The organism is Streptomyces sp. CBMA29, from assembly GCF_014596445.1.
Taxonomy (GTDB): domain Bacteria; phylum Actinomycetota; class Actinomycetes; order Streptomycetales; family Streptomycetaceae; genus Actinacidiphila.
In genome coordinates this window covers 1-13,042 of record NZ_MECL01000031.1, presented here as the reverse complement: position 1 = coordinate 13,042, position 13,042 = coordinate 1, and the positions used below count along the sequence as shown (strand labels likewise).

Here is a 13,042-nt window from a genome sequence, read left to right as displayed (position 1 = left end):
GGGCGAGCGGAATCTCACCCCGAGCGCGACCTTGGTCACGGTCAGTTTCACGTCGAGGCGGTAGTCGGTCCAGGTGTCGACGGCGGGCGGCGCGGACCAGATCGGCGCGCTTGTGCCCCAGGTGGCGGGGGGCGCGCCGCCGGGGTGGGGGGGGGCCCACCGCGCGGGGGCCCGGCCGCGGCTCGCGCTCGTGCGTGGCGGCGGGCCCGGTGCCTTCGTCGTCGGCCCCGGCGGGAGCCGTGCGGTCGCCCTCGGGGGAGGCCGTGGTCGTCATCGGGCGGGTCACCGGGCCTTTTGGTGGATGCCGGTGGTGAGTTGGCGCAGGACGGAGTCGGTGCGGGGGCCGAAGTTGAGGAGGGTGCCGTCGTCGATGGCGACGACACGGCGGTCGAGACCGGCGGGGGTCTGGGCGACGCCCGGGACCTTTTCGAGGCCGCTGACCCCGCCGACGGAGTCGAGCCCCTTGGTCATGACGAGGATGACGTCGGGCGCGGCCTTCACCAGGGCCTCGCTGGTGATGGGGGTGAAGTCCTTGTCCAGGCCGGAGGCGGTCCCGGCGTCGACGCCGCCCGCCGCCGCGATGAGGGAGTCGGCGCCGGAGCCGCGCCCGCCGATCAGGTAGACCGACGCGGTGCCGCGCAGGTAGAGGAAGGCGACGCGCGGCTTGTCGGCCGTGCCCGGAATCGTCGCGCGGACGGCGTCGATCCGCTGCGCCGTACGCTCGCGCAGCGTGTCACCCGCGGCCTTCACGCCGAGCGCGGCGGCCACGGCGTCGATCCGCGGGCCCACGTCGTCGAGCGAGGTCGCCGTCCTGACGACGACGAGCGGGACGCCCGCGTCGCGGATCTGGCGGACCGCCTCGGCCGGGCCCGTGGTGTCCTCGGCGAGGACGAGGGTGGGGTGCAGGGACAGGACGCCCTCGGCGGAGACGTCGTGGGCGCGGGTCACCACCGGCAGCTTCGCCGCCTGCGCGAAGGTCGCCGTGATGTCGCGCGCGACGACGTTCTTGCCGAGGCCCAGCGTGAAGACGATCTCGGACAGCCCGCCGGTGAGCGGCACGATCCGGTCGGCGGCGGTGACGGTGACCTTCCGGCCGTCCGCCGAGGTGACGGTGGCGGGCAGTACGGGCACGGGCGCCGCCCCGGCCAGCGGCTCGATCCGGTCGGCGTCCGCGCTCGCGCTCGACGTCGCCCCCGAACCGCTCGCGGACGGCCCCGCCTTCCCCGCCGAGCCGCCGCACGCGGTGAGCACGAGCGCCAACAGCGCGGCCAGCAGCGGCAGCACGGCGGCGCGCGTACCGCGTCCGTACCGGCCGCCGAGCGCGTCCCGCCGTGCCGGAGCCGTGACCCCCGAAACGGTGCTGGCCGCGCCCGACCTGACGCCGGACCTGATGCCGTGCCGGGCCCCGGACCGCGCACCGGTGACGGCGACGGCGCCGGTATCGGCGTTCACGGCTGCGCCGTGCCTGGTTCCGGCGTCCGAGCCGAGGGCGGTTCTCGTGCCCGCGACGGACCTGGCGGTCGTACCGGCGACGGCGCCGGTATCGGCGTCCGTGCCGGGCCCGGCGGCGGCTTCCGTGGCCGGGACGGGCGCGGCGTTCGGGCTTGCCGGGCCGCCTTCGGGGGCGGACTGCCCGGTCCGGTCGGGACGTCGTTCGGAACCTGTTCGCACTGCCAACCCGTCCCTTGCCGTGGTGCCGTCATGTCGTGATGCCGCTGTGCCCGTGCGCCAGCGCGTTCGGCGCGTTCGGCGATGTCGCGGGAGGCTTCCCGCCGGTCGGTGATTAGCTTAGGTTAGCCTTACCTGAGTTTGCCAGTCCTGGAGGGGTCCATGCCGTTGTTCCGTCATGCCCGCGTGCGCCGTACCGGCGGCCGGGCCGTCTCGCTCACGGCCGTGAGCACCGCGCTGCTCGGCGCGGTCGCGCTGACCGCGCTGACCGCGGTGCTGCCCGCGTCCCGGGCGGACGCCGCGACGAGCCGTACGGTCGCCGGGGGACGGCTGGACTGGGGAATCAAAGCGTCGTTCCAGAGCTATGTCACCGGGCCCATCGCGAAAGGCAGTTGGGCGATGACCGGCGGCGCGGGCACCTTCGGCAGCAACCAGTTCCGCTTCCCGTCGGCGCGGGGCTCGTACGATCCGGGCAGCGGCGCGCTGACCGCCGCCTTCGCCGGCGGCGTCCACTTCCTGGGGCACCGGCAGGCGAGCGGCGGCTATCAACTCGACCTCACCATCAGCCGTCCCACCGTCAAGATCTCCGGCGGCCACGGCACGCTCTACGCGGACATGCGCAGCAAGGACAAGAACACCGGGCGGGTCACCACCAACGCCCAGGTGCCGCTCGCCTCGCTCGCCGTCGGCGGCGTCAACACCCGCGGGGTCACCGGGTCGCAGATCACCCTCAGCGGCATCCCGGCCACCCTCACCTCGCAGGGCGCCCGCGCCTTCGCGGGCTACTACACCACCGGCACGGCGCTCGACCCGGTCAGCCTCTCGGTCGACCTGCGCGCACCCGCCTCGCCGGCCACCGCCCCGCCGCCGACCCCGACCGGCGGCGCGACCGGCAAGGCGTCGGGGAAGCCGGCCGCCACCTCGACCACCGCTCCCGGCACGGTCGTTGACGCCGCCGCCGACTGGGGCGTCCGCCGCACCTTCCGCGAGTACGTGACCGGCGACATCGCCAAGGGCCGCTGGACGGTGGCCGACGGCGCGCGGGACGGCGGCGCCCTGTTCCGCTTCGGCGCGGGGCGCGGCACGTACAACGCCGCACACCACGCGCTGGACGCCCGGTTCGGCGGGACGGTGCGCTTCGTCGGGATGAAGGCGGCGGACGGCACGTACGGGCTCGACCTGTCGATCAGCGCGGTCCGCGTCACGGTCGCCGACGGCAAGGGCACGCTGTACGCGGACGGCGAGCCGTTCGTCACCTTCGCCGCGCCCGCCGCGCTCGCGCCGAAGAACGGCCTGATCTCCCTGACCGAGGTCCCGACCACGCTGACGGCGCAGGGCGCCAAGGCGTTCAACGGCCTCTACACCGCGGGTACTTCGATGGACCCGCTCACCCTCTCCGTCGCCCTCGACAAGGCGGCGGCCCTGCCCGCGCTGCCCGACATCGGCTCCGACCCCACGGCGTCCGCCACCCCGGCGGCGTCCTCGGCGCCGAGCACCGCACCCGCCGCGCCGCGTACCGAATCCGCCGCGGAAAGCTCGCACGACGGCACGTCGGTGGCCCTGCTGGCCGGCGGGTCGGCCGCTGTCGCCGCCGTGGCAGGCGGACTCACCGCGGTCGTCATCGCCGTCGTACGGCGCAAACGCCGTACCGAAGCCGGTGGCTGACGCCGCGTCACCTCCCCCCGCACTTCGCACCACCTTCCGAGGAACACAAGGAACACAAGGAGCACACCACCCCATGACCGCCCGCCTCAGTTCCCGCGCGCTCGCCCTGGCCATAGCCACCGCCACCGCGGGGGCGGCCACCGCCCTGCTGGTCCCGGCGTTCGCCGCCGCCGACTCGCCGTCGTCCCCGGCCGTACCGCTCACCGGCGGCACCTTCGACTGGGGCGTCAAGCAGTCGTGGCGCTCGTACGTGACCGGTCCCGCAGGGGGCGCCATCACCACCGCGGACGGCGCGACCGCCAACTCCGACGGCACATTCCACTTCACCAACGGCGAGGGCTCGTACGACACTTCGACGCACGGCGTGAGCGTCGCCTTCGACGGCAGCGTCCAGTTCAAGTCGACGGCGCACGGCTTCGACATCAAGCTCGCCGACCTCAAGGTCGTCACCGTCGGCACCACCGGCACGATCACCGCCGACGTGACCGCGGCGGGCAGCACCTCCGACGACGTGGAATTCGCCACGCTCGACCTGTCGAACGTCCGGCCCGGCAGCGGCGCGGGCGGCGCGATGACCTTCAACGGCATCCCGGCCGTGCTGACCGCCGACGGTTCGACCGCCTTCGGCGGCTTCTACCAGGCCGGTACGGCGCTGGACGCGGGCGACCTGTCCGTCACTCCGGGCGCCGCCCCGACGACGCCGCCCACCACCCCGCCGACCACCACCCCCACCACGAACCCGCCGACCGGTGAGCCCACCGGAGAGCCCACGGGGGAGCCGACCGCCACGCCCACCGCGACCGCGCCCGGCGGGCCCGCCACCGTCGTGGACGGCAACCTCGACTGGGGCGTCAAGCAGTCCTTCCGCTCCTACGTCACCGGACCGATCGCCGACGGCAAGGTGGAACTCACCGACGGCGCCACCGGTACCGCCTCCGGCTACCGCTTCCCCAAGGGCGCCGGCGCCTACGACGCCGGCACCACGACCCTCAACGCCTCATTCTCCGGCGGCGTCCGCTTCCTCGGCCACCTCCAGCAGGGCACGTACGCCCTCGACCTGAAGTTCGGCAACGTCAAGGTGGCCACCAAGGGCGCCACCGGAACGCTCACCGCCGACGTGTCAAGCAAGGACATGACCTCGGGCAAGGTCACCGACTACAAGGGCATCGCCGTGGCCACCCTGAGCGGTGTCGAGCCGACCGCGGACGGTGACGTCGTCACGGTCTCCGGCGCCTCCGCCGTGCTCACCGAGGACGGCGCGAAGGCGTTCAGCGGCTTCTACAAGGCGGGCGACGCGCTCGACCCGGTGACGGTCGCGGTCTCGCTGGACGACAGCGCCACGCTGCCGACCGGTTCGCCGAGCCCGTCGGCCGGTTCGTCGGCCGGCTCCTCCGACGGCGGTACGACCGGCGGCTCCACCAGCGGCGGTACGACCGGCGGTTCCGGCAGCACGGTCGGCGGCACCGGCAACGACTTCAGCACCGACGGCGAGCTGGCCTCCACCGGCTCCGGCACCCCGTCCGCCGCGCTGCTCGCCGCCGCGGGCGCCCTGCTGGTGACCGGCGCCGCCGCGACCGTCACCGTGGCCCGCCGCCGCAACACCGTCTGACGCGAAACCGTCCCCCGCAACACCGCCTGACGCGACACCGTCTGACGTAACACCGTCCGGCACAGCCGAAAGCCGGGCGGCCCACCGTGAGTTCAGGTGGGCCGCCCGGCTTCGCGGGCGCCGTACGGACAGTGCGCCCTCACGCGGAGAGCGGGAAGGCGTCCCCCAGCTCACGGAAGACCGCGATGTTCAGCGCGAAGGCGGTCCTGCACTCCTCGACCACCCGCTGCTTCTCCAGGTCGTCGACCGCGAGGCCGTCCAGCAGTTCGCGGTACTCGCGCTTGAAGGCGGCCGGGTTGTCGATGCCCTCGAAGACGTAGAAGCGGACGCCGTCGCCCTTGCGGGCGAAGCCCCAGGTCTTCTCCGCGACACCGCGGACGACCTGGCCGCCGGAGAGGTCGCCGAGGTAGCGGGTGTAGTGGTGCGCGACATAACCGGCGGGCCACTCGCGGGCGACCTCGGCCACCCGGGCCGCGTACCGGGCGGTGGCGGGCAGCGCGGTCGCGCGGTCCTTCCAGCCCTCGCCGAGCAGGTGGTCGAGGTCCTGTTCGAGGGAGGCGACGCGCAGCAGCTCGGTGCGGGTGAAGGGCGCGGCCACCGAGTCGTCCGCCAGCAGGTGCGCGCCCTCCTCCAGCGCCCGGTAGACGAACCAGAGCTGTTCGGTGTAGCGCGCGTACGCGTCCACGCCGAGCCGCCCGCCGAGCAGGTCGTCCATGAAGGTCGAGTCGTGCGCCTCCTGGTGCTGGGCCCGGGTCGCGGCGCGGATCACGGCGGAGAAGGGGGATGCGGCGGACGGTGTGTCCGGAGTGGCCGACGTGTCCGAAGTGGCCGACGGAATCGACGTGGTCAAAGGAACCTCCTGGTCAAGGCTGTGAGCCGACCTCGATCCTCCCAACTTAGGCTTACCTAAGTCAATAGGTTGCCGACATGATGTCGGAAACGGCCGCCATGGGAACACTTCCACCCCGGGTGGGTGTTCATTCCTGGCAAGAGGGAGGATGTGCTCCACCGTCCGCGTACCGTGGTCCGCGGGGCGGGAGTGGCGAGGAAAGGAGCCCGATGGCAGGCAAGAGCAGGGTGTCCGACTGGTTGCGCCGCCGTACGGAGAGCGCTTCTGGCAACAGCCGGGCGGCCAGGGCGGCAGCCGCCGCTGCCGCCGACGACCTGCGCCGCGACGAACTCATCCAGGCGGCCGTCGCCGCCTCGTACCCCGTCGCACCGGCCGTGCACCCCGAGGGCTTCGGCTGTTCCTGCGACCGGATCGGCTGTCACATCCCCGGTGTGCACCCCGTCTCGCAGGCATGGCAGACCCAGGCGAGCATCGACCCGCAGCGGGTCGCCCAGTGGCTCAGCGGCCAGCCGCTCGCCAACTTCATCACCGCCACCGGGCTCAACCACGACGTCCTCGACGTCCCGGCGGAAGCGGGCCGCGTCGCGCTGGAACGGCTCACCGCCGACGGCGCCACCATCGGCCCGGTCGCCCTCCAGGGCGAGGACCGGATGCTGTTCTTCACCGCCACCCGCGGCACCCCCGCCGACGAGGACGAGTGGTGGCCCTGCGCCCTCGACTGCAACCCCGAGACCGCCGACGAGCACCCGGGCATCCGCTGGCACTGCCGCGGCAGTTATGTGCTGCTGCCCCCGGCCCGGCTGCCCTCCGGCGGCACGGTCGGCTGGCTCCCCGACCTCGGTCCTGACCTCCCGCTGCCCGACCCGCTCCCTGTCCTCGACATCCTCACCGACGCCTGCGCCCAGTTCGCCTACGACCCCGAGCCGGAACCGGTCGCCCGCACACGCTGATCCGGGCCGGCCGGTTACCCGCCCGTCGCCGAGACCAGGCCCGCCAGGCGGCTGAGGACGGCCGGTTTCGCGTCCGGTCCCGCGCTGCGGGCCGGGACCGTGGCCGCCTGCTGGGACATGCGGGAGAGGGTGACGGACGTGCGGGGAGTGCCGGTCATCAGGGCCTTGGTGTCCTGGTCGATGCTGAGCTGGTAGCCCTCGCGGTAGGTGGCCCGGGTCTGGTGGCGGCTGGCGAACAGCACGAGGGCGCCACCCGACGTGGTACGCAGCGCGACCGGGGTGAAGTCGCCGCCGTCGGCGGGCTGATCGGCGTACTGCGTCACGGAGTTGGCCGTACGCCGGTTCTTGTCGCGCCCGGCCAGCAGCTCGGAGGTCGCCGGACCGTCGGCGAACGCCGGTGCCGCGGGGGCCTGTTGGAGATACGAGGTGTACGCCGTGCTCAACCGGCCCGGCTGCACGAGCAGATCGGTGCCCGCGGCCGGCAACGCCTCGACCAGACCGTCCTTGTCGGTGGCGAGGGCGGGCAGCGCGTCCGGTGCCATGACAGCCAGGAAGGACGCCTTCCACGGGTCGCCCGCGGTGAACCGGCGGAAGACCAGCAGCCACCGCGAGTCGCCGCCGCGGTTGGTCGCGGTGTCCGCCACGAAGAACTTCGGCCAGCCGCGCTGCCTCGGTACCAGGAAGCGCGAGTCGGAGAAGGCCAGCGGCGTGAACGACGCGTTGCCCTCGGGGTGGTTGGCGTGCTTGGCCCGCACCCCCGCCTCGTCGATGGCGCCCAGCGCGCCCGACTCGATCTCGGCGATCAGCGACTCGTCGTACGCCTTCGTCGCCGCGTTGTTGACCGTCGCGAAATTCGCGAGCGCCTCGGCCGCCTCCGCGGGCCGTACCGACGCGATGTCCGCGCGCTCACCGTGCACGGTGACACAACCGGCCAACGGCACCGCCAGCGCGGTCGCCGCCGCCGCCAGACACAGGCTCCGACGGTTCATGGCAGGGTCAGCACCTCCGCGCCGTCCGCCGTGACCACCAGGGTGTGCTCGAACTGGGCAGTGCGCTCGCGGTCCTTGGTGACCACGGTCCAGCCGTCGTCCCACATGTCGTACTCGTGCGTGCCCAGCGTCAGCATCGGCTCGATGGTGAACGTCATGCCGGGCCGCATCACCGTCGTCGCCCGCGGGTCGTCGTAGTGCGGGATGATCAGGCCCGAGTGGAACGCGGTGTGGATGCCGTGCCCGGTGAAGTCCCGCACCACGCCGTACCCGAAGCGCTTCGCGTACGACTCGATGACCCGGCCGATCACATTGATCTGCCGCCCGGGACGTACCGCCTTGATCGCCCGGTCGAGCGACTCCCGTGTGCGCTCCACCAGCAGCCGCGACTCCTCGGCGACCTCGCCCACGAAGTACGTGGCGTTGCAGTCCCCGTGCACCCCGTGGATGAACGCGGTCACGTCCAGGTTCACGATGTCGCCGTCGCGCAGCACTGTCGAGTCCGGGATGCCGTGGCAGATGACCTCGTTCACCGACGTGCACAGCGACTTGGGGAAGCCGCGGTAACCCAGGTCCGAGGGGTACGCCCGATGGTCCACCATGTACGCGTGCGCGATCCGGTCCAGCTCGTCGGTCGTCACCCCCGGAGCGATGGCCTTCGCGGCCTCCTCCATCGCGCGCGCCGCGATCCGCGAGGCGGTCCGCATCCTCTCGACCGTCTCCGCGTCCTGCACCTCGGGCCCGGTGTACGGCGTCGGCCCCGGCCTGCCCACGTACTCGGGGCGCGGGATCGAGGCCGGCACGTGCCGGGTGGGGGAGAGCTTGCCGGGAACGAGCAGCGACTGACCAGACATGCCGACGAGTGTATCCGCGCCCGATCGGGGAACATGGCCGCAGGCGGCCACCCGCGGCACCCTCGACCACAGGAGACGATCATGGCGCTGTTCAGGGCGAAGAAGCCGGCCGGAAAGCCCGGCGAATGGTTCTACTGCATCGAGCACCACAAGGTCGAGGAGGGCCCCGAATGCCCCGCCAAGGACCGCTTCGGCCCCTACTCCACCCGCGAGGAGGCGCAGCGGGCGATGGACACCGCCGCCGAGCGCAATCTCCAGTGGGACACCGACCCCAAGTGGCACGACACCGCCGACGGTGACGCCCAGGACGCCGGGAACGACAAGCCGGGGGGCTCCTGACGGATCGGTCGGGCGGGGCCGGTCAGGACGCGGTCGCGGGTGCCGTTCCCGCACCGCTCTCCGTCCCTGCCGCCGCCGGGCGCTGCCGCGCGTCGTACGACATCAGCTTCGGGAGAGCGGCGGCCAGGGCGACGACCGCCGCCGCGCACGCGACCCCGCCGGTCCAGACGGAGGTACGGGCGGTGGTGAGGGCGGCCACGCCGCCGCTGCGGAGCTGCCCGAGCTGCGGGCCGACCGAGTACGACAGCAGCTCGATCCCCGCCAGGCGTCCGCGCAACTCGTCGGGGATCGTCTGATTCCACATCGTGGAGCGGCCGACCCCGCTGATCATGTCGCAGCCGCCCGCCGCCGCCAGGCACAGCAGTACGAGCCAGATCCGGCCCGTCCAGCCCGCCGCGGCCATGGCCAGGCCCCAGCCCACGGCCGCGTACACGACCATCCGGCCGTGCCGGTGGATCCGGGTGGTCCAGCCGCTGGTCAGGCTGACCGCCAGGGAGCCGACCGACCCGGCCGCGTACATCAGGCCGAGCGACCACGGCGCGTGCAGGTCGTCCGCGAGGAACGGGAAGATCGCCGCCGGATACGCGAAGAACATCGCCGCCAGGTCGATCGCGTACGTGCCGAGGAGTTCCTTGCGGCTCCACGCGTACCGGGCGCCCTCCGCGATCGAGCGCAGTGACGGCGGCTTCGCGTCGTGCGCGGCCGGTGAACGGCTCAGCCCCAGGCCGAGCGCGACGGAGAGCGCGAAGGTCGCCGCGTCGGCCGCGTACGCCCACGAAAGGCCCGCGTACGCGATCACCAGGCCCGCGACGGACGGGCCCGCGATGGCCCCGACCTGCCACCGCAGCGCGTTGAGCGCCGCCGCGGCGGCGAGTTGGTCGCGTGGGACGATCCTGGGCACGATCGCGTCCAGCGCCGGCCGCTGGAGTCCGGTCAACGCGCTCGACAGCGCCGCCACCACGTACAGCGGCCACACCACCGGGTGCGGCACCACCGTGTTGACCAGCAGCCCCACCGCCAGCAGGCCCTGCGCCGCCTCGGTCGCGTTGATCAGCAGCTTCCGGTCCATCGCGTCCGCGAGCGCTCCGCCGTACAGCCCGAACACGATCAGCGGCACCAGCTCCACCGCGCCGATCGCTCCCACCGCGACGGCCGAGCCCGTCAGCTCCTTGATCTGCACCGGCAGCGCCACGAACGTCAGGAAGCTTCCGAACGTCGTGACGGCTCCCGCCAGCCACATCCTCCGGAAGTCCGCCGATGTCCGCCACGGCGTCATGTCGGGGAGCAGCGTCCGCTTCCGCGGGGGTGGGGGGTCGTCGGCCACGGTCACTGTCACGTGAGGCGATGCTCCCCGCCGGGAGCTCCCCCCGCAAAGCCTTTTTCCTGCCGGATGGCCTACGCGAGCCCCCCACCGGCGGGTGGCCCGCCGACAACCGGATTGCCCCGCCGGGGCGGGTGGTGACCTGCGCCGTCAGGGGCGCGGGGAACTGCGCGGCTGGCCCCCACCGGCGGGTGGTCCGGGGAGGAGCGGGTTGGCCGGTTGGGGCGGGTGGTGGCCACTGCGTTCCGGCGAGCACTTCGCGCAGTAGCGCGACGGCGCACATGGCACGGCAACCTGCCGCCCCCGGAGTGATCCGCGCCACCGAACGCCGTCGAACAACCCCCGCACCTGGCAGGATCGCCGGTATGACTACCCCTGAGGACGTGAAGACCCCGGCCAAGGACCCCCGGGAGCTGCCCGACGTGTCGGGCCTGGTGGTGGGAGTGCTCGGCGGCACCGGTGACCAGGGCCGCGGGCTCGCCTACCGACTGGCCAGGTCGGGGCAGAAGGTCGTCATCGGTTCCCGCAACGCCGAGCGCGCGCAGACCGCCGCCGCCGAACTCGGCCTCGGCGTCGAGGGCGCGGACAACGCGGAGTGCGCCCGCCGCAGCGACATCGTGATCGTCGCGGTGCCGTGGGACGGCCACGCCAAGACCCTGGAGTCACTGCGCGAGGAACTGGCGGGCAAGCTCGTCGTGGACTGCGTCAACCCGCTCGGGTTCGACAAGCAGGGCGCGTACGCCCTCAAGCCCGACGAGGGCAGCGCTGCCCAGCAGGCCGCCGCCCTGCTCCCGGACTCGCGGGTCACCGCCGCCTTCCACCACCTGTCGGCGGTGCTGCTCCAGGACCCGGAGATCGCGGAGATCGACACCGATGTGATGGTCCTCGGCGAGGTCCGCGCCGACACCGACATCGTCCAGGCGCTCGCCGCCCGTATCCCCGGCATGCGCGGTGTCTTCGCGGGCCGGCTCCGCAACGCCCACCAGGTCGAGTCGCTGGTCGCCAACCTCATCTCGGTCAACCGCCGCTACAAGGCCCACGCGGGCCTGCGCCTCACGGACGTCTGAGCCGTAGCCGAGCCCGTTCCGAGCGCCGCGGGGCATGGGGGACAATGGCGGACGACCGTACGCGTCCGCCCGGACAGGAGCCGCACCCCATGCCCCGCCTCGCCCTCTACGCCCTCATCGCGTGCCTGCTCGCCGTCGCCGCCGCGGTGGTGTCCTTCGTGCACGGCAGCTTCCTGGGCATCGTGTGGGTGCTGCTCGCCGGGCTGACCAGCAACATGTGCTGGTATTACTTCCGCAAGGCGAAGATCGACACCGCCACCGCCACCGCCTCCGCTGCCGCCGCCGCCGACGCGACGGGCCAGCCGCAGAGCTGACGTCACTTCCGCCAGAACTGGAACAGCGTGTAGCCGAAGTCCACGTAGTCGCGCGGCACGTGCAGCCAGCCCATCACGGTGTCGATGGCGTGGAAGAACTTCACGTTCACCGCCGGGATCCACAGCACACCGAAGACCGCCAGCAGGCCGAACTGCGCGAAGGGCTCGAACTGGCGTCGGGCGGTCGGCGAGAGCCACGGCTCGATGATGCCGTAGCCGTCCAGGCCCGGGACCGGCAGCAGGTTCAGGATCGCGGCGGTCACCTGGAGCATCGCCAGGAAGGCGAGCGCGCACAGGAACTCGGTCGGCCAGGAGTCCAGCGCGCCGAGCGCGAACGGCAGCATCAGCAGCACCGCGAAGGCGACGTTGACCAGCGGGCCCGCCGCCGAGATCAGGCTGTGCCGCCAGCGCCCCTGGATCCGGCCGCGCTCGATGAAGACGGCGCCGCCGGGCAGGCCGATACCGCCCAGGATCACGAAGACCACCGGCAGCACGATGGACAGCAGCGCGTGCGTGTACTTCAGCGGGTTGAGGGTCAGATAGCCCTTGGCGCCGATGGAGATGTCACCGCTGTGCAGGGCGCTGCGGGCGTGCGCGTATTCGTGCAGGCACAGGGAGACGACCCAGCCGGACACCACGAACAGGAAGACCGCGAAGCCGTGGTCGGAGGCGAACTGGCTCCACACCGCCCAGCCGGACACGGCCATCACCGCGACGATGGCGAGGAAGATCGGGCTGATCCTCCGGTCGCTGTCGCCGCGACGGTCGGCCCTGCGGATCGATGTGACGCTCATGAACGGGCTCCTGGCGTGGGCGGTGGGGCGCTGAGACGGACAGCTGTGGGGCGCGGCGGCCGGGGGCAGCCGCCCGATCATGCCATCCGGGACGGGCGACGACACAGGCCGTGCCCGGGAAACGTCCGGCGGTGTGACCAGGTTCCAGCGCTCCGTCACCGCGGGGCTCAGCCGTACCGGCGGAACCGCGATCGGCGGCAGGGCACCCGAGGCGCGCGAGCGGACGCCACGCCTCCGCCCCTCCGTGGACCGTACGCCCTCGCCGCCGCGGGCGGGCCGGGGCCGACCGGGGCGCGGTGACCGTGCGGGCTCCGTAACAATGGGGCCGTGCGATACGCGATTCTCGGCACCACTCAGGCTCTGCGCGACGACGGCACGCCCGCCACGCTGGCGGGCGGTCGGCTGCGCGCGCTGCTGACGGCGCTCGCGCTGCGGCCCGGCCGGGTGATCGGCGCGGACGCGCTCATCGACGAGGTGTGGGACGGCGACCCGCCCGCCGGGGCGACCGGCGCGCTGCAAGCGCTGATCGGTCGGCTGCGCCGGGCCATCGGCCATGACGCGGTCGGCTCGGTCGACGGCGGCTACCGGCTGGAGGCGGCGCCCGAGGACGTGGACCTCTACC

Annotated in this window: 13 protein-coding genes; 7 read left to right on the top strand and 6 right to left on the bottom strand. The window is 73.1% G+C overall.

What is annotated here, in order from left to right:
- Positions 1-282 precede the first annotated feature (282 nt).
- Positions 283-1,284: a hemin ABC transporter substrate-binding protein gene (locus tag BGM09_RS04875; protein ID WP_188280151.1), complete on the bottom strand. Its 1,002-nt coding sequence runs from the start codon at positions 1,282-1,284 to the stop codon at positions 283-285.
- A 546-nt stretch (positions 1,285-1,830) separates the two neighbouring features.
- Between BGM09_RS04875 and BGM09_RS04870 the strand changes: the two genes are divergently transcribed.
- Entirely contained in the window at positions 1,831-3,333 is a 1,503-nt protein-coding gene (locus BGM09_RS04870) for an HtaA domain-containing protein (protein ID WP_188280148.1), read from the top strand.
- A 73-nt stretch (positions 3,334-3,406) separates the two neighbouring features.
- The gene (locus BGM09_RS04865; protein ID WP_188280147.1) at positions 3,407-4,942 is read left to right on the top strand and encodes an HtaA domain-containing protein; all 1,536 of its coding nucleotides are present in this window, start codon (positions 3,407-3,409) and stop codon (positions 4,940-4,942) included.
- 139 nt (positions 4,943-5,081) lie between these two features.
- Here the strand turns inward: BGM09_RS04865 and BGM09_RS04860 are convergent, their stop codons facing one another.
- Positions 5,082-5,780: a heme oxygenase (biliverdin-producing) gene (locus BGM09_RS04860; RefSeq protein ID WP_188280150.1), complete on the bottom strand. Its 699-nt coding sequence runs from the start codon at positions 5,778-5,780 to the stop codon at positions 5,082-5,084.
- A gap of 221 nt (positions 5,781-6,001) precedes the next feature.
- Here BGM09_RS04860 and BGM09_RS04855 point away from each other — a divergent pair, with 221 nt between their 5' ends.
- Positions 6,002-6,742 (top strand): bifunctional DNA primase/polymerase, encoded by a 741-nt coding sequence (locus tag BGM09_RS04855; RefSeq protein WP_188280146.1) that lies wholly within the window; start codon positions 6,002-6,004, stop codon positions 6,740-6,742.
- A 14-nt stretch (positions 6,743-6,756) separates the two neighbouring features.
- On the opposite strand, the gene BGM09_RS04850 is transcribed toward BGM09_RS04855, so the two are convergent.
- Together BGM09_RS04850 and map are read right to left on the bottom strand one after the other, a co-directional pair.
- On the bottom strand, positions 6,757-7,731 hold the full coding sequence (locus BGM09_RS04850; RefSeq protein ID WP_188280145.1) for a hypothetical protein: 975 nt from the start codon (positions 7,729-7,731) through the stop codon (positions 6,757-6,759).
- Complete coding sequence (map, locus tag BGM09_RS04845) at positions 7,728-8,585, bottom strand: type I methionyl aminopeptidase (RefSeq protein ID WP_188280144.1); 858 nt, start codon at positions 8,583-8,585, stop codon at positions 7,728-7,730. The genes BGM09_RS04850 and map overlap by 4 nt, the downstream gene beginning before the upstream one ends.
- An 81-nt stretch (positions 8,586-8,666) precedes the next feature.
- Here map and BGM09_RS04840 point away from each other — a divergent pair, with 81 nt between their 5' ends.
- A complete protein-coding gene (locus BGM09_RS04840; RefSeq protein ID WP_188280143.1) occupies positions 8,667-8,924 on the top strand; it encodes a hypothetical protein in 258 nt (85 codons plus the stop codon).
- 22 nt (positions 8,925-8,946) lie between these two features.
- Here BGM09_RS04840 and BGM09_RS04835 read toward each other — a convergent pair whose 3' ends face one another.
- A complete protein-coding gene (locus BGM09_RS04835) occupies positions 8,947-10,200 on the bottom strand; it encodes an MFS transporter (RefSeq protein ID WP_188280149.1) in 1,254 nt (417 codons plus the stop codon).
- A 410-nt stretch (positions 10,201-10,610) separates the two neighbouring features.
- On the opposite strand from BGM09_RS04835, the gene npdG reads away from it, so the two are divergent.
- Together npdG and BGM09_RS04825 are read left to right on the top strand one after the other, a co-directional pair.
- On the top strand, positions 10,611-11,312 hold the full coding sequence (npdG, locus tag BGM09_RS04830; protein ID WP_188280142.1) for an NADPH-dependent F420 reductase: 702 nt from the start codon (positions 10,611-10,613) through the stop codon (positions 11,310-11,312).
- Positions 11,313-11,401: 89 nt separating this feature from the next.
- Positions 11,402-11,626, top strand: a complete 225-nt coding sequence (locus BGM09_RS04825) for a hypothetical protein (protein ID WP_188280141.1) — start codon at positions 11,402-11,404, stop codon at positions 11,624-11,626.
- Between the two features lie 2 nt (positions 11,627-11,628).
- On the opposite strand, the gene BGM09_RS04820 is transcribed toward BGM09_RS04825, so the two are convergent.
- Positions 11,629-12,420 (bottom strand): site-2 protease family protein, encoded by a 792-nt coding sequence (locus BGM09_RS04820; RefSeq protein ID WP_188280140.1) that lies wholly within the window; start codon positions 12,418-12,420, stop codon positions 11,629-11,631.
- A gap of 327 nt (positions 12,421-12,747) precedes the next feature.
- Here BGM09_RS04820 and BGM09_RS04815 point away from each other — a divergent pair.
- The coding region (locus BGM09_RS04815) for a winged helix-turn-helix domain-containing protein (RefSeq protein ID WP_188280139.1) at positions 12,748-13,042 on the top strand (295 nt) is incomplete at its 3' end.

Coding starts and splice junctions, on each gene's coding strand:
- BGM09_RS04870 (WP_188280148.1), top strand. CDS start 1,831: ATGCCGTTGTTCCGTCATGCCCGCGTGCGCCGTACCGGCGGCCGGGCC.
- BGM09_RS04865 (WP_188280147.1), top strand. CDS start 3,407: ATGACCGCCCGCCTCAGTTCCCGCGCGCTCGCCCTGGCCATAGCCACC.
- BGM09_RS04855 (WP_188280146.1), top strand. CDS start 6,002: ATGGCAGGCAAGAGCAGGGTGTCCGACTGGTTGCGCCGCCGTACGGAG.
- BGM09_RS04850 (WP_188280145.1), bottom strand. CDS start 7,731: ATGAACCGTCGGAGCCTGTGTCTGGCGGCGGCGGCGACCGCGCTGGCG.
- map (WP_188280144.1), bottom strand. CDS start 8,585: ATGTCTGGTCAGTCGCTGCTCGTTCCCGGCAAGCTCTCCCCCACCCGG.
- BGM09_RS04840 (WP_188280143.1), top strand. CDS start 8,667: ATGGCGCTGTTCAGGGCGAAGAAGCCGGCCGGAAAGCCCGGCGAATGG.
- BGM09_RS04835 (WP_188280149.1), bottom strand. CDS start 10,200: ATGACGCCGTGGCGGACATCGGCGGACTTCCGGAGGATGTGGCTGGCG.
- npdG (WP_188280142.1), top strand. CDS start 10,611: ATGACTACCCCTGAGGACGTGAAGACCCCGGCCAAGGACCCCCGGGAG.
- BGM09_RS04825 (WP_188280141.1), top strand. CDS start 11,402: ATGCCCCGCCTCGCCCTCTACGCCCTCATCGCGTGCCTGCTCGCCGTC.
- BGM09_RS04820 (WP_188280140.1), bottom strand. CDS start 12,420: ATGAGCGTCACATCGATCCGCAGGGCCGACCGTCGCGGCGACAGCGAC.